This window comes from Saccharopolyspora gloriosae (assembly GCF_022828475.1).
Classification (GTDB): domain Bacteria; phylum Actinomycetota; class Actinomycetes; order Mycobacteriales; family Pseudonocardiaceae; genus Saccharopolyspora_C; species Saccharopolyspora_C gloriosae_A.
Genome location: NZ_CP059557.1, coordinates 3003526 through 3026486, shown reverse-complemented (window position 1 = coordinate 3026486; position 22961 = coordinate 3003526). Strand labels below are relative to the sequence as shown.

The 22961-nt window shown below is 68.5% G+C and carries 19 protein-coding genes; 1 reads left to right on the top strand and 18 read right to left on the bottom strand.

Translation table 11 applies throughout. The features are described from left to right. Positions 1-150: 150 nt before the first annotated feature. From H2Q94_RS12895 to H2Q94_RS12835, 13 genes are all read right to left on the bottom strand, one after another. A complete protein-coding gene (locus H2Q94_RS12895) occupies positions 151-1146 on the bottom strand; it encodes an IS481 family transposase (RefSeq protein ID WP_243795576.1) in 996 nt (331 codons plus the stop codon). A 159-nt stretch (positions 1147-1305) separates the two neighbouring features. Then, on the bottom strand, positions 1306-2469 hold the full coding sequence (locus H2Q94_RS12890; protein WP_243794925.1) for an acetyl-CoA C-acyltransferase: 1164 nt from the start codon (positions 2467-2469) through the stop codon (positions 1306-1308). Positions 2470-2504: 35 nt separating this feature from the next. Continuing rightward, entirely contained in the window at positions 2505-3545 is a 1041-nt protein-coding gene (locus H2Q94_RS12885) for an LLM class flavin-dependent oxidoreductase (RefSeq protein ID WP_243794923.1), read from the bottom strand. A 125-nt stretch (positions 3546-3670) separates the two neighbouring features. Then, positions 3671-4456, bottom strand: coding sequence for an enoyl-CoA hydratase/isomerase family protein (locus tag H2Q94_RS12880; RefSeq protein ID WP_243794921.1), 786 nt, complete (start codon positions 4454-4456; stop codon positions 3671-3673). A gap of 74 nt (positions 4457-4530) precedes the next feature. Beyond that, entirely contained in the window at positions 4531-5418 is an 888-nt protein-coding gene (gene menB / locus H2Q94_RS12875; RefSeq protein WP_258718695.1) for a 1,4-dihydroxy-2-naphthoyl-CoA synthase, read from the bottom strand. Beyond that, entirely contained in the window at positions 5418-6176 is a 759-nt protein-coding gene (locus tag H2Q94_RS12870; protein ID WP_243794919.1) for an SDR family NAD(P)-dependent oxidoreductase, read from the bottom strand. Before H2Q94_RS12870 ends, menB begins: the two co-directional genes overlap by 1 nt. A gap of 389 nt (positions 6177-6565) precedes the next feature. Further along, complete coding sequence (locus tag H2Q94_RS12865; protein WP_243794916.1) at positions 6566-7699, bottom strand: epoxide hydrolase family protein; 1134 nt, start codon at positions 7697-7699, stop codon at positions 6566-6568. Between the two features lie 35 nt (positions 7700-7734). Next, positions 7735-8247: a hypothetical protein gene (locus H2Q94_RS12860; RefSeq protein ID WP_243794914.1), complete on the bottom strand. Its 513-nt coding sequence runs from the start codon at positions 8245-8247 to the stop codon at positions 7735-7737. A 2-nt stretch (positions 8248-8249) separates the two neighbouring features. Next, entirely contained in the window at positions 8250-9407 is a 1158-nt protein-coding gene (locus H2Q94_RS12855; protein WP_243794912.1) for a phosphotransferase family protein, read from the bottom strand. Between the two features lie 32 nt (positions 9408-9439). Further along, on the bottom strand, positions 9440-10252 hold the full coding sequence (locus H2Q94_RS12850; protein WP_243794910.1) for an SDR family NAD(P)-dependent oxidoreductase: 813 nt from the start codon (positions 10250-10252) through the stop codon (positions 9440-9442). A gap of 86 nt (positions 10253-10338) precedes the next feature. After that, on the bottom strand, positions 10339-11268 hold the full coding sequence (locus H2Q94_RS12845; protein ID WP_243794908.1) for an acyl-CoA dehydratase activase: 930 nt from the start codon (positions 11266-11268) through the stop codon (positions 10339-10341). 124 nt (positions 11269-11392) lie between these two features. After that, positions 11393-12730, bottom strand: coding sequence for a 2-hydroxyacyl-CoA dehydratase subunit D (locus H2Q94_RS12840; protein WP_243794907.1), 1338 nt, complete (start codon positions 12728-12730; stop codon positions 11393-11395). A 59-nt stretch (positions 12731-12789) separates the two neighbouring features. Beyond that, a complete protein-coding gene (locus H2Q94_RS12835) occupies positions 12790-13953 on the bottom strand; it encodes a 2-hydroxyacyl-CoA dehydratase subunit D (protein WP_243794906.1) in 1164 nt (387 codons plus the stop codon). A 351-nt stretch (positions 13954-14304) separates the two neighbouring features. Here H2Q94_RS12835 and H2Q94_RS12830 point away from each other — a divergent pair, with 351 nt between their 5' ends. Next, positions 14305-15336, top strand: coding sequence for an NAD(P)H-dependent flavin oxidoreductase (locus H2Q94_RS12830; protein ID WP_243794905.1), 1032 nt, complete (start codon positions 14305-14307; stop codon positions 15334-15336). Between the two features lie 135 nt (positions 15337-15471). Here the strand turns inward: H2Q94_RS12830 and fdxA are convergent, their stop codons facing one another. The 5 genes from fdxA to H2Q94_RS30650 all read right to left on the bottom strand — a co-directional run bounded on the left by fdxA (position 15472) and on the right by H2Q94_RS30650 (position 22922). Next, a complete protein-coding gene (gene fdxA, locus H2Q94_RS12825) occupies positions 15472-15798 on the bottom strand; it encodes a ferredoxin (RefSeq protein WP_243794904.1) in 327 nt (108 codons plus the stop codon). Between the two features lie 107 nt (positions 15799-15905). Then, entirely contained in the window at positions 15906-17060 is a 1155-nt protein-coding gene (locus H2Q94_RS12820; protein WP_243794902.1) for a lytic transglycosylase domain-containing protein, read from the bottom strand. 160 nt (positions 17061-17220) lie between these two features. After that, positions 17221-18303: a 2-oxoacid:ferredoxin oxidoreductase subunit beta gene (locus H2Q94_RS12815; RefSeq protein ID WP_243794899.1), complete on the bottom strand. Its 1083-nt coding sequence runs from the start codon at positions 18301-18303 to the stop codon at positions 17221-17223. Continuing rightward, positions 18300-20156, bottom strand: a complete 1857-nt coding sequence (locus tag H2Q94_RS12810; protein WP_243794897.1) for a 2-oxoacid:acceptor oxidoreductase subunit alpha — start codon at positions 20154-20156, stop codon at positions 18300-18302. The genes H2Q94_RS12815 and H2Q94_RS12810 overlap by 4 nt, the downstream gene beginning before the upstream one ends. A gap of 495 nt (positions 20157-20651) precedes the next feature. Next, positions 20652-22922, bottom strand: a complete 2271-nt coding sequence (locus H2Q94_RS30650; protein WP_309501154.1) for an ATP-binding protein — start codon at positions 22920-22922, stop codon at positions 20652-20654. Between the last annotated feature and the right edge of the window lie 39 nt (positions 22923-22961).

The window sequence follows — 22961 nt, the reverse complement described above, 5'->3', positions numbered from 1 at the left end:
TCCTGTCACCGGCGGAACCGCTGAGCAACGACCCCCAAAGCAGAACGGCCAGAGGCGGGTTCTCACCGGTTCCCTCGCGAGGACAGCGATTTCGCCGAGTGGAGCCATGTCGGAAATCGCTCTCGCGGGGAGGAAACCGCTGAGGTTCCGCTACCTGTTGTGTCTTGTGAGGTTGGGGACGCGGCTGGCGGGTGGGTGGCCGCCGAGTGCGGTGTGGCCGCGGTGGTGATTGTAGGTGTGGAGCCAGTGTGGGAGGGCGTTTCGGCGTTCGGTGTCGGAGAGGTAGAGCTGGGCGTAGGCCCATTCGTCGAGCAGGGTGCGGTTGTAGCGTTCGACTTTGCCGTTGGTTTGGGGTCGGTAGGGGCGGATGCGGAGGTGTGTGATGCCGGCGGCGGTGAGTGTGGCGGTCCAGAGGTGGGAGCGGTAGCAGGAGCCGTTGTCGGTCAGTACTCGGAGCACGGTGATCCCGGCATCGGTGAAGAATGTGTGTGCTCGTTGCCAGAACGCGGCGGCGGTTTCGCGTGTCTCGTCGGGAAGGATTTCGGTGTAGGCAAGCCGCGAGTGGTCATCGACGGCGTTGTGCAGGTAGCTGTAGCCGATGGCGGGTTTCTTCCCGCCGGCGCGGCGGCGGTCGGTGACGGTGGCCTGGCTGTTGTGGCTGCCGGCCTGGCGGCCGAGGACTTTGCTGCCGCCGCCGTCGGGGACGTTGCCGACTTTCTTGATGTCGACGTGGACGAGGCCGCCGGGCTGCGGGTACTCGTAGCGGCGGATCACCCGCCCGGTGGCCCGGTCCAGGTGTGCGAGCCGGGCCAGCCTGTAGCGGCCCAAGACCCGGTGCACGGTAGCCGGGTTCAAGCCCAGCAAAAACGCGATCCGTGCCGGCCCCCACCGGCGGATCACCCGGACCTTGATGATCCGCCGCTCGGTGCGCGACGGAGTGCGCCGCGGACTGTGATGCGGACGCGAGGACCGGTCTGCCATCCCCGCCTCGCCCTCGGTGCGATACCGATCCGCCCACCGTTGCGCGGTGCTGGGCGAGACTTGGAAACGCTCAGCCGCACGCCGCAACGGCCAGCGATCGTCCACGACACACCGAGCCAGACGCAGCCTGCCCGTCTCAGTCAACGGAGCGTTACGGTGACACACGAGGACCTCCAGGTATTCGGTGCAGATGTCGTGATCCACACCGAACCCGGAGGTCCTCACTCATTCCAAGATCATCCGCCCCGTGTCCCCCGTTCACAACCTCCCGAGACACAACAGCTACCTGACCCACCAAGCAAGACGAGCTCAAAGGCAGAGGCCTCAGCCCGGTATCCGCAGCAGCAGTGCGTCGCCCTGGCCACCACCACCGCACAGCGCCGCAGCACCGATGCCGCCACCCCGCCTGCGCAATTCGTGCGCGAGCGAGAGGACCAGCCGGGCGCCGCTCATCCCGACCGGGTGCCCCAGCGCGATGGCACCGCCGTTGACGTTGACCCGCCCGGGATCGAGGCTCAACTCCCGAGTGGAGGCGATCGGAACCCCGGCGAACGCCTCGTTGATCTCCACCAGCTCGAGATCGGCCACCGAAACCGCGCCGTCCCGGCGCACCGCGTCCCGGATCGCGCCGGCGGGCTGCAACAGCAGTGAGGGATCCGGGCCGGCCACCGTGCCATAAGTGCCGAGTTCGGCCAGCCATTCGATCCCGTGCTCCACGGCGCGGCGCTTGCTCATCACCACGACCGCGCAGGCGCCGTCCGACAGCTGCGAGGACGACCCTGCCGTGATCGTCCCGTCGGCGGAGAACGCCGGACGCAGCCGCGCGAGCTTCTCGGCGGTCGTGCCGGGCCGGATTCCTTCGTCGTGCTCCACCGCGTCGCCGCGGGTGGCGACCGGGACGGCCTCGGCCGCCAGGTGGCCGATCGCAGCGGCGCGCGCGCCGCGGGCGTGCGACTCCGCGGCGTATTCGTCCTGCTCGGCGCGGGAGATGCCCTCCTGGTAGCGCTCGGTCGCGGCACCCATCGGAATCCCGTCGAAGGCGCAGGTCAGCGCGTCGTTCTCCAATGCGTCGGCGAGCTGCGCGTCGCCGAACTTCCGCCCCGCGCGCAGCCTGGCCAGGTGCGGCGCATTCGACATCGACTCCATGCCGCCGGCCACCACCACCTCGCACTGGCCCACGGCGATCAGCTGGGCGGCCTGCGCCACGGTCGCGAGTCCCGACAAGCAGAGCTTGTTCACGGTCGTCGCGGGAGCCGACATCGGCAGCCCCGCCGCGACGGCCGCGATGCGCGCCGGATTGGCGCCGTTTCCCGCCTGCACCACGTTTCCCAGCACGACTGAGTCCACTTCGGACGGCTCCACGCCCGCCCGGGACAGCGCCTCTCCGATCGCGACGGCACCGAGGTCGGTGGCCGTGCACGCACTCAGCCCACCGAGGAACCGCCCGATCGGCGTCCGGGCACCGGCGACCAGCACCGCGTCCTGCATGTCTCGCTCCTTCTCCCGCGGAATGGGTCGCTGAACTACGCGGCGCGGTGGCCGAGCGCTCCGCGCATCCCCTGGATGATCAGCCGGGTCGACTCCTCCGCGGACTCCGGGCTCAGCCCCCACGGCGGCACGACCAGGTTGACGTGGTCGAATCCGGCGGTGTGCCGTGCGACTTTCTCGGAGATCCGGTCCGGCGTGCAGGCCACCCCGATCGCGTCGATCGCCTCGTCCGGCACGGCCGCCACCAGCGCCTCGTCGTCACCGCTGCGCGCGGCCTCCCTGATCTCCTGCTGCTGCGCGGACCAGCCGTGCAACTCGAAGAACCGGTCGTACACCCGCGAGGGCGCGTACTGCCCGATCGCGTAAGCCAGCCGCCGCCGCGCCACCTGCTCGTCGGCATCGACCGAGCACATCACGATGCCCATCAACGTGATCTCATCCGTCGACCGCTGCGCGTGCGCGGCTCCCTTCTCCAACGCCGGGCGGACGAACTCGTCGACGTACTTCCCGGTGAACATCGGATGCCCGACCAGACCGTCGGCGACCCGGCCCGCCGCCTGGACCATCCGCGGATTGACTCCGGCCGTCCAGATCGGCAACCGCTCCCGATACGGCGGCGGCACCTCGCTGGTCGGCCGCACGTGCACCGTGTAGAACCGGCCGTCGTGGTCCACCGGGCCTTCGTGCAGCCGCCACAGCTTGCGCAGCACCTCGACGAGCTCTTCCATCCGCACCGCCGGGCTCTCCCCGCTCACCCCGTGCCAATGCTCCATCATCTTCGGCGTTCCGTTGCCCAGCCCCAATACGACCCGGCCGCCCGAGAGCTCCTCCAAATCGCGCGCTTCCGCGGCCCACACCAGCGGCGACCGGCCGACGCCGTAGGCGATGTTGGACCCGATCCGGACCCGCTCGGTGGCCGCGGCCAGGGTCGCCATCGGCACCGTCGCGGACCGGTTGTACAGCTCCCCGGTCCACACCGCGTCAAACCCGGCATCCTCGGCCTGCACAGCGAGGTCCGCCGCACGACGGAAACGTTCCGGGCCGTACCCGGCGCTGAAAATGTTCACTCCGTACATGGCGGATTCCTCTTCCTGTTCCACATGTTCCGCACGATCCCCCGAGCGGAGCTCGCCGCGCACGCGCCCCGGGGCCGAGCGCGGCGAGCCCGTTCGGCGCGCCCGCACGCGCCGGTCTACGGGGGTCAGGCGAATTTCGGCGGACGCTTGTCCAGGAAGGCCGCGATGCCTTCCCGTGCCTCGCCGTGCTCGAACAAACCTTGGATCTGAGCCACTTCGTAGGCCAGCCCGTCGGGCAACGGCCGGTCGAAGGAGGCGTCCACGGTGCGCACGACCGCCTGTTGCGCCGCGAGCGACGGACCGCGCAGCTGCTCGGCCAGCGCCAGCGCGTCCTGCTCGGCCGCACCCGCCACCGCGAGCCGGTCGATCAATCCGATCGCGTGCGCTTCGGCGGCCGGGACCTGCCGCGCGGTGAGCATGATGTCGAGCGCTCGGCCACGCCCGACCAGGCGCGGCAGCCGCTGGGTTCCACCTGCCCCGGGGATCAGGCCGAGCTTGACCTCGGGGAGCCCGAAGCGGGCGTCGGCGCCGCCCACTCGAAGCGTGCAGGCCATCGCGAGTTCAAGACCTCCGCCCAGTGCGACCCCGTCCACTGCGGCGACGCTGATCCGCTCTGGTGCGGCGAGCCGGTCCAGCACCGCCCGCAGTGCGTCCCCGTAAGCGGTGAACGACCTGGAGTCCACTGAGGACATGTGTTTGATGTCCGCTCCGGCGGCGAAGAACCCCTGCACCACCGAGGAGATGACGATGACCTTCACCGCCTCGTCCGCGTCCGCCTCGTCCAGCGCGGCGTTGAGGCCGTCGATGATCGGCGGCCCGAGCGCATTCGCCGGGGCGCGGTTCAAGGTGATGTGCAGGACGGCATCCGCCACCTTGCGCCACACCACCGCCGATTCACTGGTTTCCGCCATCCCGAACCTCTTCCTAACCGGACGTCGCCCGTGCTTGATGACTTCAGTCCCTTGTGGACTCCACGATCCCTCGGTCAAGCCCGCCGCGGGAACCGTCCGAACTCCGGAGCACGCCGCTCCTTGAACGCCTCGCGCCCTTCCTTGGCCTCATCCGTGGCGTAGAACAGCAGGTTGGCGTCGTGGGCGAGTTGCTGGACGCCCGACAGGCCGTCTTCGGCGGCGTGGAAGCTGGACTTCATGAGCCGCAGCGCGAACGGCGAGAGCTGCAACATCTCGCGACACCAGCCGACGGTCTCGCGTTCCAGGTCGGCCAGCGGGACCACCGTGTTGATCAGGCCCATCTCGCGGGCGGTCGCGGCGTCGTACTGGCGGCACAGGAACCAGATCTCCTTGGCCTGCTTGAAACCGACCAGCTGGGCCAGCAGGCCCGCGCCGAAACCGCCGTCGAACGATCCGACCTTCGGCCCCGTCTGGCCGAAGCGCGCGTTGTCCGCGGCGATGGTCAGGTCGCAGATCAGGTGCAGCACGTTGCCCCCGCCGATCGCATAACCGGCCACCATCGCGACGACCGGTTTCGGCAGCCGGCGGATCTGCACTTGCAGGTCCGTCACGTGGAACCGGCCGACGGCCTGTTCCGCACCCGGTTCCGAGAGGTATCCGGTGTCGCCGCGGACCCGCTGATCGCCGCCGGAGCAGAAGGCCTCGGTTCCCTGGCCGGTCAGGATGATCACGCCGACCTCAGGATCCTCCCTGGCGTGCAGCAACGCCGCGGAGATCTCCACGAGGGTCTGCGGGCGGAACGCGTTGTGGACCTCCGGACGGCGAATCGTGATCTTCGCTATGCCGTCCTCGCTGCGTTCGTATCCGATGTCCTCGTATTCGTGCACCGCCGACCACAACACGTCGTCCTGCGCGCCCAATCCCTCGTCCTCCCGCCCCATTCCGCCCGGCCCGTCTGTCATCAGGCCATCGTCAGGCCGCCGCTGACCGACAGCGTCTGCCCGGTCACGTACCCGGCGGCGTCGGAGGCGAAGAAGGACACCGCAGCAGCGATGTCGTCCGGCGCCGCCAACCTGCGCATCGGCACCGCCTTGGTCATGCCGCCGATGACCTTCTCCGCGTCCTGCCCTGAGCTGTCCGCGAACTTCCGCAGCGCCGGGGTGTCGGTCGGCCCCGGGCACACGGTGTTGGCCGTGATCCCCTTGGAAGCCACCTCCCGGGCGAGGGTCTTGGTGAAGGCGATGATCCCGCCCTTCGCCCCGGAGTACACCGACTCCAGCGATGATCCGACCCGACCGGCGTCCGAGCCGATGTTGACCACCCGGCCCCAACCGCGGTCGATCATGCCGGGCACAGCCTCCTTGATGACCCGCAGCGCACCCTTGAAGTTCACATCCAGAATCCGGTCCCAGAAGTCCTCGGTGGTGTCGACGAACTTCATGAAGTCGTCGAAGCCGGCGTTGTTCACCACGATCTCGACCGGACCGAACTCGTCGGTCGCTGCCTTGACCGCCGCCGCGACCGAACCCGAGTCGGTCACGTCGACCTCGACCGGGATCGCCTTGCCCCCGCCGCTGGTGATGGCCTCCGCCGTCTCCTTCGCGCGCACCACGTTGAGATCGGCCACGGCGACCCAGAATCCCTGCGCGCCCAGTGTTTTGGAGATCCCTTCACCGATCCCCTGCGCGCCACCGGTCACGAAGGCGACTCGATTACTCATGGAGTTCTCCCGTCTTGATGTCGTGCACGTGCGATGGACGGGCCGTTGCCCGCGAGCCCCTACTGGACTTTTTTGCATACCATAATAAAGGACAGACCAAAAAGGAACCACGTGAACGCCAGGTCCCGTATCGATCGCTGACGCCCCTGGGATCGGCGGCCTGGACGGGTGACTCAGGAGTTCCTTGCAGAATGATTTTGATCTTGTCAGCGCCGGATCCGGAACATCGGCCGGCTTGGCAAGCCGACCCTGGCGTGGTCTCAGCGGCTTCCTCACGAGGACAGCGATTTCGCCGAGTAGGGAGCTAGTTCAGAAGTCGACCCCGCCGCGAGGAACCCGCCGAGATTCCGCTACCCGAGCGACCACGCGGGTCACGCTGCAACCGCTCCTCAGCGAACGAGCCGGAAGAACTTCCGCAGCTCTCCGACGAAGATCTCCGGCTGCTCCAGCGAGGCGAAGTGCCCGCCGGCCGGCAGCTCGTTCCAGTACCGGATGTTGACCAACCGGGTCTCCGCGCGTGCCCGTGGCACCCGGATCATCTCCTTCGGGAAGATCGAGCAGCCGGTCGGCACGGTGATCTGATCCCGCGGCAGGTCAGCGAGACTCTCCCAGTAGATCCGGGCCGCCGACGCCCCGGTGTTCGACAGCCAGTACAGCATCACGTTGTCCAGCAGGGCATTCCGGTCGACCGCGTTCTCCGGGTGCCCGGCGCAGTCGGTCCAGCCGTGGAACTTCTCCACGATCCAGGCGAGCTGGCCGACCGGGGAGTCGGCGAGGCCGTAACCGAGGGTCTGCGGTTTGGTCATCTGCTCGACGAAGTAGCCGGTGCCGCTGGTCCCGTAGTCTGCGCTGATCGCCGCGCCCTGCTTCTCGAAGTCGTTCATCGACTCCGGCGGGTCCGGCTCGGCGGCGAGGTCGACGTACGGGATCGGCAGGTGCACGCCGACGACCCGGTCCGGGGCCACCGCCGCGAGCCGCGAGGACACCACCGAGCCCCAATCCCCGCCGTGCGCACCGAAACGCGGATAGCCGAGCCTGGTCATCAGCTCCGCCCACGCATCCGCGATGTGCTTCACTCCCCACCCGGTGGAGCTCGGCCGGCCGCTGAAGCCGAAACCGGGCAGCGACGGGATCACGACGTGGAAGGCGTCGGCCGGGTCCGGCGGGTTGGTGAGCGGTTCGACCAGGTCCAGGAACTCGCGGACCGAGCCGGGCCAGCCGTGCGTGAGGATCAGCGGGAGCGCTCCCTCGTGCGGAGACCGCGCGTGCAGGAAGTGGATGTCCACACCGTCGATCTCGGTGCGGAACTGCTGCGCGGCGTTCAGCCTGCTCTCGCACCGGCGCCAGTCGTATCCGTCCGCCCAATAGGCGGCCAGGTCCTGGATGTAGGACAGCGGGACGCCCTGCGACCAGTCTTCGACGGGCTGTTCACCGGGCCACCGAACGCGCTCCAGGCGAGCGCGGAGGTCGTCGAGACGGTCCTGGTCTACCTGCAGTTCGAAGTTCTTGACCTGATCGTTCACGCTGCTCGTTCCCTTCCCGACATCGATGTCGGAGGTCAGCCGTGGCGGGCGGTGTCGAGGTTCGACCCGAGTGGTGCTGCGTTCTGCGGGAAGCCGGTCGATCGGTAGTAGGCGAGTTCGCGATCCCCTTGCGCGCGGGCCGCGTTCGCGAGCAGTGTCCGCGCGGCGCTGGGACCGGGGCCGTCGAGCAACGCCGAGGCCAGGCTCGTGGCGTGCTCCTTGAGCCGACGGTTCTGTCCGGCGAGATCGGCCAGCGGCACGCTCGCCTCGTCGCGCGCCGGTCCAGGCTCGGCCAAGCAGGTTTCGACCTGCGACCGATCACCACCGGTCAGCGCGCTCAACGCGGCGAGCAGGGCGCGATACTCGTGGTTCTCCACGACCTGGTACCGGTATTCGTGTTCGTGCGTGTCGAGCAACCAGTCGAAGGTCGCGAGCATCAGATTCGCCTGTTCCCGCGCGAACTCAGCGTCGGCGGGCAGCGCGGGCAGGATGGTGTCGCAGAACCGGCGGCGCATCGAGCGCAATTGCTGGGTGACGGTGGGAACCATGCTCAGTCCTTCGCCAGTATCCGGTTGAGCTCGCCGACGAAATAGCCGCCGAGACCGGAGATGAAGTTGTACATGACGTCGAGCTCGGTCATCCGCGCGTCGGCGTTGCGCGGCCCGGTGCCGATCAGCGAGACCACCGCCCAGTACAGGTTGAGAACCAGGTAGTACTCCAGCCGATCCCGGTCCACCGGGAGGCCGGATATCCGCTCGTACTCGGCGATGAACGTGTCGGTGTGCACCAGGCCGGAGTTGAGGTAGCGGCCGGAGTCGTCTGGGTGGCCCCAGCCGGGCAGCATCGCGTAGGCGAGGTCCGAATGCCGGTCCCCGAGATGCCCCAGCTCCCAATCCAGGATCGCCGTGATGTCCCCGGATTCCTCGTCGAACAGGAAGTTCCCGTTCCGGTAGTCCCCGTGCAGCAAGGAGACGTGGTCGACGACCGGCCGGTTCTCGGCCAGCCACTGCCGGGCCAGCAGGACCGTCGGGTGGGGTTCGAGCGCGTCCTCGTCCCAGGACCGGTTCCACATCGCCAGTCGCCAGTCCACCGCGTCGGTGGTGTCCGGCCGCGGCAGGTCGAAGCCGCTCAGGTCGTACCCGGACCACTCGTGTGCGTGCAGCCTGGCCAGGTACTGGACGAACTGCGGGGCGAGCAGCCGTCGCAATCGCGGACCGTACGCGGTGCCGAGTCCGGTCGCGTGCGGAACGTCCTCCGTCGGGGACGGGACGCCGGGCGCCCTGCCGCAGATCAACGCCGGCTCGCCGAAATCCTTCGGGTCAATGGTCATCCAATGCGGCGCGGGCACCGGGATCACCCCGTGCGTCGCCTGCAGCAGCTGGAACTCGCGCTCCACCTCGGTGACGCAGATTCCCGACGGCGCCTTCACCCGTAGCACCAGCTCGTCGCTGCGATCACCGCGCAGGAGCCGGAAACGGTACGACTCGTTGGCACCTCCGCCGGAGAGCCGGGCGAAGTCCTGGACCGCGAACGGACTCTCCGTCCGGGCGGTGATGAAGCGCTCCAGCCGATCCCGCATCTCCTCGATGGGCTGCTGCCCGCGGTGTTCTCCGGCTGCTCTGCGCCGCAACTTCTCGTCGAAGCGCCGGGCCAGGTTCCGCTCGACGGAATAGCGCGGCGGATCGTCGGTACGTGTTCGGGCTGTCATAGTCCGACCTCCTTGTCGGGCTAACCGGGCTGTCAGGCCACGGAGATACCGCCGTTGACGCTGATGACCTGGCCGGTGATCAGCCGGGACAGCGGCGAGGCGAGGAAGAGCACGAGGTTGGCCAGGTCTTCCGGTTCGGTGGCACCGAGGTGCGCCTGCGAGGTGATGCGTTCGAAGATCTTTTTGCTGAACTCCTGGTCCATCGCCCGGTCGTAGGAGCCGGTGCCGACGATCAGCGACGGGGTGACGACATTGACCCGCACTCCGTCCCGCTTGGCCTCCAGCGCGAGGGTCCGGGAGAACGTCGCGATCGCCCCCATCGCGGCGCCGATGCAGGTTTCCCCCGGCGTCGGCACCTTGGTCGCGTCCGAGGCGATGTTGATGATGGAACCATTCCCCTGCTCCGCCATGAACGGAAGCACGGCGCGGCTCATCAGCAGCGGCCCCAGCGCTTGCTCGGTCAGGACCTTCGCGACCTGTTCCGTGGGCGTGTTCCGCAGCAGCGTCGGCTGGTACGGCGCCACCGTGGAGTTGACCAGCACGTCCAGCGCCCCCAGCCGCCGGTGCGCCTCCCGGGCGGCCTCCTCCGCGGCTGCGGGATCGTTGGCGTCGGTCGGCACGAATTCGAGCTCGGCGCCCGGAACGTTCTCCTGCACGTGGCCGACCGCCCGCTTGCCGCGCTCCTCGTTTCGCCCCAGGACCACCAGCCGGCGGCAGCCCGCCTGCGCGAAGGACACCGCTGTCGCCAAGCCCACGCCGGAGGTCCCGCCCGCGATGACCACCGCCGTCTCGGAGAAGTCGAACCCGTCAGCGGCTCGCAGCGCCTCGTGCGCCCGATCGGTCATGTCGTGATTCCTTCCATTTCGGCTTGGTGCGGCCCGGGATCATCGCGCCGCGGAGTTCGCGCTTCCGGAGCGGGGAGTGCAGGTGTTCAGACCGGCCGGATCGGGAGAATGGGGTGATCGGGCGTGGGGGCGACCGTCTCCGGCACTCCGCAGGTCGAGCAGGACGGGGTCGCCGCCCCGGAAGTGACCAGCGTTGCGCGCTCGTCCGCCTCGGAGTCAGGACTCCGCGTCCGGGAATCGGCGCGGTCCCGGGCCAGCAGCGCCGCGCCGTAGGCACCCGTGATCTGCGGCCACCTCGGCACCGTGATCGGCTCGCGCAGCGCCTCCTCCAAAAACCGCACCACCGCGGCGTTCTTGGCGACCCCGCCGGTCATCACGACCGGGCTCCGCTTTCCCACCTGGGCCACGAGGCCCGCCATGCGCCCCGACACCGCCCGGTGCACCGACGCGGCGATGTCCTCCCGCCGCTCCCCCGCCGCCAGCAGCGAGATGAGCTCCGTCTCCGCGAAGGTCGCGCACATGCTGCTCACCTCGAGGTCCTTGTCGCCGTTCAGCGCCAACTCGGGGAGTTCGGTGATGTCGCACTCGATCGCGCGGGCCAGGACGTCGAAGAAGCGTCCGGTCCCGCTCGCGCAGCGGTCGTTCATCGCGAAGTTGTCCGCGATTCCGTCGTCGTCGACCTGGATCGCCTTGCTGTCCTGCCCGCCGATGTCGACCACGAGCCGCAATCCCGGACACATCGCCGCGACGCCGCGCGCGTGGCAGGTGATCTCGGTGAAGGTGCGACCGGAACCCGAGACCAGGCGGCGTCCGTAACCGGTCGAGATGGTCTGCGCGATATCGGATTCCGCGAGCCCGGCCGACTGCAGCGCCGCGTCGACCGAACGGCTCAGGCCCGCACGGCTCACCGCCCCCATCTGCACGACCTCGGAGGCGACGATCCCACCGAGGTCGTCGACGATCACCGTCTTGGCCGTCGTCGAACCCAGGTCAACACCCATGAAGTGCTCAGGCATCGTCGCCTCCGAGAAGTCCGCGGATCAACCGATCACGAGTCCTTGCAGAATGGTTTTGCTCGTCGTCTTGTCAGCGGCGGAGCCGCTGAGCGACCCACTACGCAGACCGTTCTGAGAGCACTCCTCAGCCCGTGACGTCGCGACTGCGCCGCGAATCGATGCCCTCCAGCATCGCCACCAGCCGGCTCTCCAGAATCTCGTCCTTGTAGAACGACGCATCCGCGACGTCACCTTCGAAGAAGATGGACGGGATGCCGAGGTCGCGCTGGGCCGCCTTGGCGACCAGCTGCTGCGGGTTGGTGAAGGCGCGGCACGTGCGGGTGGAGTGGAACACGATCCCGTCCACCCCGTACTTCTCGCAGTCGCCTAGCACCAGGTTCTGGATCGTCTTCGTACCGTGGTTGGTCGGGCACAGCAGGTAGTGCTTGGCCATGCCCGGAATCGGGTTCTCCGGGTCGATCATGTGCGGTTCCTGCCAGAACGCGTGGTGGGTGTAGCGCCCGGCGATGACGGCGACGTCGTGGGCGGCGAACTTCTTGGCGAGCCAGCCCAGCTTGTTCCAGTTCATGATGCCGTCGAAGTAGAGCCGGTAGCGCTCGTTCTGCACGCCGCTGATCCCCTCGGCGACGCGCCGCTCGACCTCCGCCTTGACCGCCGCGAAGAAGTCCACGAGCTCCTGGCTGGCCGGCAGGAAGTTGATGTGCGCGATGCTGGAGATCCAGTCCCAGAACGTCGCCGGGGCGGGGGTGAGCGCGCACAGCGCCATCGCCTCGCGGCGGAGTTCAGAAGCGCGCTTGATGTAGGCCATGTTCTGCCGCAGCGCGTCCCAGTCGAAGGGGCGCCCGGTCTGGTGCTCGATGAAGTCGATCAGCTTGTAGAGCTGGTCCTCCACGTGCAGCGAGGTCTGTTCCCACTCCTCACCGACGAGGTAACCGGAATCCGGCTTGTTGCCCCACAGGAACGGCAAGGAGACGTTGAACATCGGCAGCTCTTTGCCGAACACCCGGAACGAGATGTCGTCCCACTGCTGACCGGTGCTGCACCCGGAGTAGGCGTTGACGAAGAAGTCGGGAGCGGGCAGCTTGCTGGCGAGCTGCTCCTGCTCGGGCATGCCCACGATCCCGGTCGCCTCGCCCTGGCGGCTCTTCTGGGTGAGCACCGCGCATCCCAGGTGGGTGCGGGAGTACGAGCAGAGCTCACCGAGGTAGCCGTACTCCTCGCCCGCCTGCTGGGCAGGCACCTCCAGGTGCTGCGCCGCCAGCCGCGCCGAGAAGGCCTCCCCGTGGCACCACACGAGGCCCGCCGCCTGGAAGATCGGGTTCAGTGCCTGGCCGTTGTACCAGACCACCTGGTCGCCGCGCTCACGTGCGTTGAAGACACCGTCCCAGTAGTCGGAGATCATCTTGCTACCGGCTTTGTTGACTTCCAGACGCCTGGTCTTGTCCATGACTGGAGTGCTCATGTGATCACTTCCTGCGATTGGGAGCGGCTGCACTTCGAGAGCGACAGCAAATTCAGATATCAGGAGCGGACGAGCTGGTTGCGGCGAATGCGTTCCACGAGCGCTTCCACGCGGGTCCGGACGTTCTCCTCCGGAACACCCTCGTGCTCGGTCTCGATGAGCAGGTGCGGGACGCCCCGTTCGTCCAGGGCCTTGCGCAGCTCGGGGTAATAGAGCATGTGCGGCTCGCAGAACTTGACCAGCAGGACGATCACGCCCTGCGCCCCGCTCCGGTCGATGGAGTTCAGGAGGTAGTCCTCCCAGTCCGCCTCGTGCTGGACCAGCGTCGCGCAGGGGAGGTTGACGTCACGCTGCAGGTACCAGTCCCTGAGTGCGTCGACGGCATCAACGTCCTCGGGCACATCGGTCGAGATGTACCGCATGCCGGTGAACAGGTCGTCGTCCACGACAAGCGCACCGCAATCCTCGATCGCCCGAAGGAGTTCCGGTTTCGGGGCGTGGCTGAAATGGCCCGACAAGTACAGCCGGACCCGGTCATCGCGCGGCACTTCCGCGGCTTCCGCGATGACCCGCCGGAGCAGTCGAGTGTGCTCGGCCTTGTCCATGACCATGCTGGACTTGACCAGCACCTGCATCTGCTCGGCGGTGAACTGGGCGTTTCCCGACCTGCGAGCCTCGAAGATCTCCCGCAGCAGCCTTCGATTCTCGTTGAACACCGCGATGCTGTGGGCCAACGCCTCCGGCGTCACCGGAGCCCCGGCGAACTCGCCCATCTCATCCACGAAGGACCGCATCATCTTCCGGGCGTCCTCCGGGGTCCACGAATCGCCGAGCGAGGTCGGCAGGTGACCGAAGTACATCGGCTTCTCCGGCGACTCGAACCGCACCACGTCCACCGCGCCGAGCAGCTGGATGCAGTGGTCGGCCAGGAAGAACCCGTCGTAGATGTCGAGGTTCCCCTTGGCCGCGGAGTCCGCGATGTTGCGGGTGTAACCGCAGTAGAACTCGGCGAGCAGGTTGCGCCCGTGCGTGTCGGGTTCACGGTTCTCCTGGATCACCACCGGTAGCGCCCCTGCGGCGTGCGCGATCTCGCCCGGGAAGCTCATCGGGAAGGCCCCGACCACCTTGCCGCCGGTGCGCTCCTTCCATCGCACGACGTAGGCGTCCGGGTCCTCGGCAACCTCGGCGAGCGGGGCCAGCGCGGCCGCGAGTGTCTCCGACACGTGTTCACCTGCCTTCTCGGGCCTCCGCCTCGCGGGAGGCGGAGGCGAGCTGCGGGAACCGATCTCCCGTTCGTGCTTGCTCCACCATGTGTAGCCCTCACCATGGACACTTTGCAATACTCGGCGCCCAAAAATGTATAAGTTCCCGAGGCTCGCGTGCCCCTCGACGAAACCCTCGACGTCATACAGACATGGACACTTCAGGCCCTCATCTGTAAATTCTCTGGCATCCCAAGCTCGTCCGGCCACGCGTCCGTCCGCATCTCGCACCGGCGTGCGGGCGCCACGGCGCGCGAACAGTCCCATCGCGCGGGCCGGCGCGGAGCCTTTCCACCGACCTTCGAGGAGCCGATGACCATGGGTCCGATCCGCAACCGGTACACCAGGCTGGCCGGCATCGAACATCCGATCGTGCAAGAGGGATTGGGGCCGTTCCGCACCCCCAAGCTCGCCGCGGCGGTGAGCAACGCAGGCGGTCTCGGGACCGTGAGCATGCCCGGCTTCCCGCGCGACCTCGCCGAAGGGGCCCGGGAGTTCCGCGCGCACATCGAGGAGTGCGCCGCGCTGACCGACAACCCCTTCGCGGTCAACGTGCCGGTCGGCGTGGACGGCGACGGGCAGGTCCTGGAATTCACCGACACCTACATCAAGACCGCGCTCCAGGCTCGCGAAGAGGACGACCGGATCGCCGAGCGGCTGACCGTGCTGACCACCTCCGCCGGATTCCCCGGCGCGTACGTTGCGCCGATCAAGGACGCGGGCATGCTGCACCAGCACAAGGTCGGTTCCACCGCCCAAGCCGTCAAAGCCGAGCAGGCCGGAGTCGACGCGATCATCGCCGCCGGTTTCGAGATGGGCGGGCACGCCCCGAGCAAGGGAGTGCACACGTACGTGCTCGTGCCCAGCGTGACCGCGGCCGTCGACGTACCCGTGGTGCTCTCCGGCGGAGCCAAGGACGGGCGGACCCTGGCGGCAGCGCTGTGCATGGGAGCCGACGCCGTCGCGATGGGCACCAGGTTCATCGCCTCGGAGGAGAACTCCGACTGGCACCCGTCCTACGCGCAGGCGCTCCTGACGGCCCGGGAGGGCGACGACATCGCCTTCACCGGCGTGTACGGGCCGTGCCGCGGGCTGCGCAATCGGGCGTCCCTGCGCCTCGCCGAGGATCACGGGGAGACCACCGATGCGGCTGAGCTCCTGCGGTGGAAGATCGAATCCATGCAGCGCGCGCAGACCGAGGGGGACGTGGAGGACGGGCTCGTCCTCGCCGGACAGGTCGCCGGCGCGATCCAGGACATGATCAAGGTCGCCGAGTTCGTCCCCGCCATGGCCGACGAGGCGGCCGCCGTGCTCGACCGCCTCGCCCCGGGATCGCACAGCTGAGGCACCGCCGGGGCGGACAGCGCTCGCCCGCCCCGGCACCGCCCGGGATTTCCGTTGGTGGCGCCGGAAATCCCAGCTGCTCCGCGCTGGATCGGGGCACCGCGCGGAGCCGCAGGGGTTCGTCATCGCAGCGGTTCAGTGGTCGGCCGCCCGAGCGGGCAGCTCGACGATCGGCTTGACATCGAGGTCCGTCTTGCCCACCTTCGAACCGCCGCCGGAAACCTCCGCCTCGACGAAGAAGTCCGCGTTGGCCTTGGTGTAGGCGCCCCACTCCTCCGGGACGTCGTCCTCGTAGTAGATGGCCTCCACCGGGCACACCGGCTCGCAGGCACCGCAGTCGACGCACTCATCGGGGTGGATGTAGAGCATCCGCCCGCCCTCGTAGATGCAATCCACCGGGCATTCGTCGATGCACGTCTTGTCGAGCACGTCCACGCACGGCTCGGCGATCACGTAGGTCACGATTGCGTCCTTTCGATTCCCGGCCGCTTGAGGACGACCGCGTACCACCTCGGATGACTCACTCGTGGCTGGCGCCGTGCGGAACCGTGCCCACCGGCGTAGTTCGCTCAGCGGTCTCCGCCGAGAAGGTCCTGCACGGGCAACTGCCCGACGACGTGCTCCACCGGCTGGAGGACCGGCGCGACAGCGTCGTTCACCGGCGGCGGGAGGAGCTGTTTCACCGGCTGCAGGACCCCCTTCCCGGGTGCGGGCGACGGCGCTGGGGCAGGGCCGTCATTCTGCGGCGGTTCGGGGTCTTCCGGCTGGGATTCCGGCGGCGGGGCCGGGTTCTGCGGCTGCTCCGCCGCAGGAGGCGGCTCAGCGGGCGGGGCCGCCGGTGCCGAGGGCTCGCTGCCGGGGTCGCTGGGCGATTCGAACGCGGCGAGGGTCAGCAGCTCGGACGAGGTGTGCTCATCGGGAACGCCGCCGCCTCCGCTCTCGTAGGCCCGCATCCAGCTGAGCACCAGGTTGACGTAATCCTGCGAGTGGTTGTAGCTGAAGATCGCGGCGCGCAGGTCCTCCGAGGTCGTCAGGTCACGACCTCCCCCGCACAGGTAGCGGGCAGCCGCCAGCGAGGCGTCGTGGACGTTCTGCGGGTCCTTCGATCCGTCGTGATTGCCGTCCGCGGCCCACCGCGCCCACGAGGACGGGATGAACTGCATCGAGCCGGCGGCGCGCGCTGATTGCCCACCGTGCTGGATCGAAGCCGTCCCGTTCGTCCCGTCCAGCGCCGGGCCGTAGATCGGGTGAATCAGGTCGCCCTCGGGGGTCACGTCGCCGCCGCGGGCATGCCCGGACTCGACCTTGCCGATGCCGGCCAGCAGCGACCAGGCGATTCCGCAGCCCGGGTCGTCCCGCTGCTGGGCGTCGACCGCGCGCAGGTAGGAGTCGAGCACCGTCGCGGGAATGCCGTATTTCGGGGTGGCCGGGGCCGCGCGGGCTTCGAGCGCGCGGGGGCCCTCGCCCGGTCGCTCGGGCACGGCGGCGGGCTGTGCAGCCAAAAGTGGCTCGGGCACCGCCGTGTTCCGGGGCGGCGGCGTGCCGTGCGCGGCGTTCGAACCGCTCGCTTCGACGTCCGCCTCGCTCGCCCAGGGTGTTTGATCGGCCGCCCCGAGCGCCAGCATTCCGGCCAGCGCGGCCGCCTGGTAGCACCGCATCCGGCGCTGCGCGCCGAATCCGTGCGCGGATATGCCACGTCGCCGCGGCCCACGGTTGCGAACCATGATCACAGACCTCCGATTTCCGGGTGCGATGCGAGGAAAGGGGACCGCCGCGGCCGCTCCGCGGGCGCGGTCGATCAATCGCCGGGAACGCCCTCGGACTGCGTGGCCGCTCCGGGATGGGTTCGAGCTCTGATCTGCGGCTGGGGACTTCACCCCGCCGTCACGGGGAGACCGTCCAGGTGTCGGTTCCGTTCAACAGGGACTGGAGATCGGCGCGTTCGCCGCCCCCTGCCGCCTGCACCTGCTCGCGGACGAGGTCGTCGTACGAGGGGCGCCGCACCCGCCGGAAGATTCCGGTGACGGCGTAGCCCAGGTCGTGATCGGTCAGGCGGGACAGCCCGAACGCCTGCGTCGGGTCGTCCGCTGCCGGGTCGTGCCGCAGGACGGCGTCCGCGCCGGTATCGGCGACGCCGCGGACGGCGAGTGCCCCGGTGGCGGAATCGCGCACCACGCCGAACTCCCCCGCTCCGTCGGCGGCTTTGGGGCCGAACCGCACCGGTTCGCCGTCGCGGAGCGGGATGATGCGGCGTTCCGACTCCACCTTGTCGGTGAGCACGTCGAACGCGCCGTCGTTGAAAACCGGGCAGTTCTGGTAGATCTCGACCAGCGAGGCCCCGCGGTGATCGGCCGCGGCCTGTAGCACGTCGGTGAGCATCGTGCGGTCGGAGTCGATCGTCCGCGCCACGAAGGTGGCTTCAGCGCCCAGCGCCAGCGAAATCGGGTTGAACGGGTGGTCCACCGACCCCACGGGCGTCGACTTCGTGACCTTTCCCGGCTCCGAGGTCGGCGAGTACTGGCCCTTCGTCAGACCGTAGATCCGGTTGTTGAACAGCAGGATCGTCATGTTCACGTTGCGCCGCAGCGCATGGATCAGGTGATTGCCGCCGATGGAGAGCGCGTCCCCGTCCCCGGTGACCACCCAGATCGACAGGTCCGGACGGGACAGCGCCAGCCCGGTGGCGATCGTCGGCGCGCGGCCGTGGATCGAATGCATCCCGTAGGTGTTCATGTAGTACGGGAATCGCGACGAGCACCCGATTCCCGAGATGAACACGATGTTCTCACGCTTGAGCCCCAGCGTCGGCAGGAACGACTGCACCGCGTTGAGCACGACGTAATCGCCGCAGCCCGGGCACCAGCGGACCTCCTGGTCGGACTTGTAGTCCTTGGCCTTCTGCGGTTCGGCGCTGCCGGGAACGTCGTGCTGCCCGCCGACGAGCGGCAGGCCTAGGTCCGTGGTCATGCTCGCACTCCCTCTAGGAATTCGCGGAGGACACCCTCGAGCTCCTCGGCCTGGAACGGCAGTCCGGCGACCTTGGTGTAGCCGTCGCAATCGATGAGGTACCTGGCTCGGATCAGGGTGGCCAGTTGACCGAGGTTCATCTCCGGGATCAGCACGCGCTCGTAGCGGTGCAGCAGCAAACCCAGATTGGCCGGAAACGGATTCAGATGGCGCAGGTGGGCGTGCGCCACGTCGTGGCCGAGGCCGCGGATTCGCCGCACGGCAGCACTGATCGGACCGCGCGTCGACCCCCAGCCCAGGACCAGCGCGGTGGCACGGCCGCCGGGATCGTCGACCTCGACGTCCGGCACGTCGATCCCGTCCACTTTGGCTTGGCGGAGCCGGACCATCTTGTCGTGGTTGTCCGGGTCGTAGGAGATCCCGCCCGTCACGTCCTCCTTCTCCAGCCCGCCGATCCGGTGCTGCAGGCCGGGCGTGCCGGGCACCGCCCATGGCCGGGCCAGCGTGTCCGGATCTCGCAGGTAAGGCCAGAACTCCCCTGATCCGTCCGTGGCATTGCTCGTGACCGCGAACGGAGTTCGCAGATCGGGCAGCTCGGCCACGTCCGGGATCAGCCACGGCTCGGAGCCGTTGGCGATGTAGCCGTCCGACAGCAGCACCACCGGGGTCCGGTACTTCAGCGCGATGCGCGAGGCCTCCAGCACCGCGGCGAAGCAGTCCGCCGGCGAGTCCGGCGCCAGCACGACGACCGGCGACTCCCCGTTCCGGCCGTACATGGCCTGCAGCAGGTCGGCCTGCTCGGTCTTGGTGGGCAGGCCGGTGGACGGGCCGCCTCGCTGGATTCCCAGCACCACCAGCGGAAGCTCGGTCATCACCGCGAGGCCGATCATCTCCGACTTCAGCGCCAGCCCCGGCCCGGACGTCGAGGTCATGCCGAGACCGCCGCCGAAGGCGTGCCCGACCGCGGCCCCGACCCCGGCGATCTCGTCTTCCGCTTGGAAGGTCGTGATGCCGAAGTTCTTGTGCTTGGCCAGTTCGTGCAGGATGTCCGAAGCAGGAGTGATGGGATAGGTGCCCAGCAGGACCGGCAGCTCGGAGCACCGCGAGGCGGCCACGATCCCGTACGCAAGCGCGGTGTTGCCGGTGATCTGCCGGTAGGCGCCGGGGGCGAGCTTGGCGGGTGCGACTTCGTAGCTGACAGCGAACGCCTCGGTCGTCTCGCCGTAGTTCCACCCCGCCCGGAACGCCTGCACGTTGGCCTCGGCGATGTCCGGCTTCTTGGCGAACTTCTCCCGGAGGAACCGCTCGGTTCCCTCGCCGGGCCGGTTGTACATCCAGGACAGCAGGCCGAGCGCGAACATGTTCTTGGAACGCTCGGCCTCCTTCTTCGACAGGCCGGATTCCGCGAGCGCACCGCGGGTCAAGGTGCCCATCGCCACTTGGTGCACCGCGAAGGACTCCAGCGACTCGTCGCCCAGCGGGTCGGCGTCGTATCCGACCTTGGTCAGGTTCCGCTTGGTGAACTCGTCGGAGTTGACGATCAGCGTCCCGCCCGCCGGAAGATCGGCGATGTTGGCCTTCAGCGCGGCCGGGTTCATCGCCACCAGGACGTCCGGCCGGTCGCCGGGCGTGGCGATGTCGCTGTCGGCGAAGTGCAGCTGGAACGACGACACACCGGGCAACGTGCCGTGCGGAGCCCGGATCTCCGCCGGGAAGTTGGGCAGCGTGGCGAAGTCGTTGCCGAACAACGCCGTCTCCGAGGTGAACCGATCGCCGGTGAGCTGCATCCCGTCGCCGGAATCGCCCGCGAACCGGATCACCACCCGGTTCAGCTGCTCGACCGAAGTGCGCACGCCAACCTCCTTGTGAGCCGGAACGACCCGGGCGCGGTGCTCTGCGGCGCACCTTGCCGGCGCCGAACGATCGGCCCGGCGCCGGCAGGCTCCCCGCGCATCCGCGCCAACACCCATGCCCACCGGCTCGAACCGGGTCCGAGCCGGTGGGCACCAACAGAAAACATACTACGTCGCGGTGCACTCACAATCAATCCATGTATCAAATAACCCCGCAAAACTGCCTTGCCAGGCGTTGGACCGCAACAAGTCACCGGCCGCCGACACCCCCAGTCGGACTCATCCCCGTTTCATATCATCGTTTGTGCAAGTCAGAGCGTACGCCGAAAGCTTCCTAAGTCCACTTAGGACGAACTTGATGCGCTCAACGTTCCACGACAACAGGAAGCACTACACCCATTAACATCATGTTCCAAATAACGTCGACATCGCCAGTCAAGGCTCCGCCTGGGTTCCTGGCAGCCACGCTCGGGCCGGACGCGGAGCGGCGACTGCCTAACCGAGGTCCCGGCTGGTGAACCAGATGGCCACCTGGGTGCGGGACTTGACGCCCATCTTGCCGAGCACGTTCTCGACGTGACCCTCGACCGTGCGCTGGGAGATCACCAGCCGGTCGGCGATCTCCCGGTTCGTGAGGCCTTTCGCGAGCAACCGCGCGACCTCGCGCTCGCGACGAGTCAGGTTTGGGATGCCGGAGCCCACCTTCTCCCGGTGATCGATCCTGGCCAGCGCCATGGCATCGGTGATCTTCAGCTGCTCACCGCGCCGCGCACCCTCCTCGAACGCGCTGTCACCGAGCTCGCCGCGTACCCGTGCCTCGTAGCGGTCGTGGGTGTCCACCAACGCCTGCGAGCCGAACAGCGGATCGCCGACCGTGGCCCACGCCGTCCGACTGACGCCGAACAGCTGCGCCGCCCGCCCCGCGTCTCCTTCCTCGACGGCGACCCATGCCAGCAGCTCGAAAGCCGCCGAGATGCCCAGCCGATCGTTCAACGCGCTCTTCACGTCCAGCGACCCCTGCAACGCTTCCGCCGCCATCGCGTACTCGCCGCGGGTCCACCTGGCGAGGCCGGACACCCACAACCCCCACGAGAGCGCCCACCGCTCCCCGTGCGCCTCGCTGGTGACCCGGCATTCCTCGCAGAGCTCGATGGCGCGATCGGTGGTCCCGAGCAGGCAGGACACGAAGGCGAGCTGCGCCACGCCCAGCACGGTAAGCGCGTCGACGATCCCGGCACCGCGGTGGAACTCGACCGCCTCCACCAGCAACGGCTCCGCGCGCTCGAGATTGCCGGTGAACTGCTCGGACGATCCCCGGAACTGGAAGGTCAACGCGCGCGCACGTTCGTCTCCGAGCGTCTCGGCCAGCTCCATGCACTCGTCGAAGCAGGTCCTGGCCGCGGCATGGTCGCCTTGGGTCATGGCTGCGTAACCGGTGACCCATAGGGCCTTCGCCCGCGCGGCGGTGAGTCCCGGATCGGCCGTCATGGCCCGTCCCAGCCAATAGCGGCCGTCCTGCAAGTGGCCGCAGGCGTTCCAGTAGAAGCACAGGGCGCCCACCATGTGCATCCCCACGGCTTCTTCGCCGGGCGTGGTCAGGCAGAAGTCAAGCGCCGCCCACAAGTTGGCCTGCTCGCGCTGCAACCTGTCCCACCAGTAGAACTGGTCGGGACCGAACCAGTTCTCGTCGAGCCGTTCGGCGAGCCGGAGGTAGTAGTCGCGATGCCGCCGCAGGAGGGTGCGCTCCGCGCCCGCGGCGGCCAGTTTTTCCCTGCCGTACGCCCGAATCGTCTCCAACATCCGGTATCGGACCTCCGATCCGGCCCCCTCCCGGAGCACGATCGACTTGTCCACCAGGTCCGCCAGCAGTTCGAGCACGTCATCGGCGGCCATGGTGTCGTCGGTGCACACGGCTTCGGCCGCTTCGAGATCGAAGCCGCCCGCGAAGATCGCCAGCCTGGCCCACAACGCCCGCTCCTGCTCGGTGCACAGGTCGAAGCTCCAGTCGACGGCGGCGCGCAGCGTCTGGTGCCGCGCTGGGCCGCCCCGGTTGCCGGAGCTCAGCAACCGGTACCGGTCGCGGAGCCGCTCGAAGATCTGCTCCACCGACATGGACCGCATCCGCACCGCCGCCAGCTCGATCGCCAGCGGTAACCCGTCCAATCCCTGGCACAGCTTGGAAACCGCCTGCTTGGAGGCGGAATCGAGGCGGAAGTCGGGCAGCACCGTGCGCGCGCGTTCCTCGAACAAGTCGAGCGCCTCGTGCCCGTACACGTAGCCGCCGCGCGACGGCGCTAGGTTCGCCAGGTCCGGGATGGACATCGGTGGCACGGGCCAGCTGCACTCGCCGAGGAGCCCGAGCACTTCCCGACTGGTGGCGAGCACAACGACCCGGTTGTCCTCGCGCACCAGCTTCGCGACCAGCACCGCGCAGGCGCCGAGGAGATGCTCGCAGTTGTCCATGATGAGCAACAACCGCCGCTCGCCGAGGAATTCGAGCAGTGCCTCCTCACGGGACCGCGTCGACTGGTCCGGGACACCGAGCGCCTCCGCGACGACGTGCGGGACCAGCGCCGGCTCGCTGACCTTCGCGAGCTCCACCAGCCAGACACCGTCGGGAAATTCCTGCCGCATCCGGTCCGCCACGCGCACCGCCAAGCGCGTCTTGCCGACACCACCGACACCGGTGAGCGTGACCAGCCGAGATTCACCGAGCAACCGCGTGATCTCGGCCAGCTCCCGCTTGCGACCGACGAAACTGGTCAAGCCATCGCCGAGCTCCCTGACCTGAGCACACACTCCGTG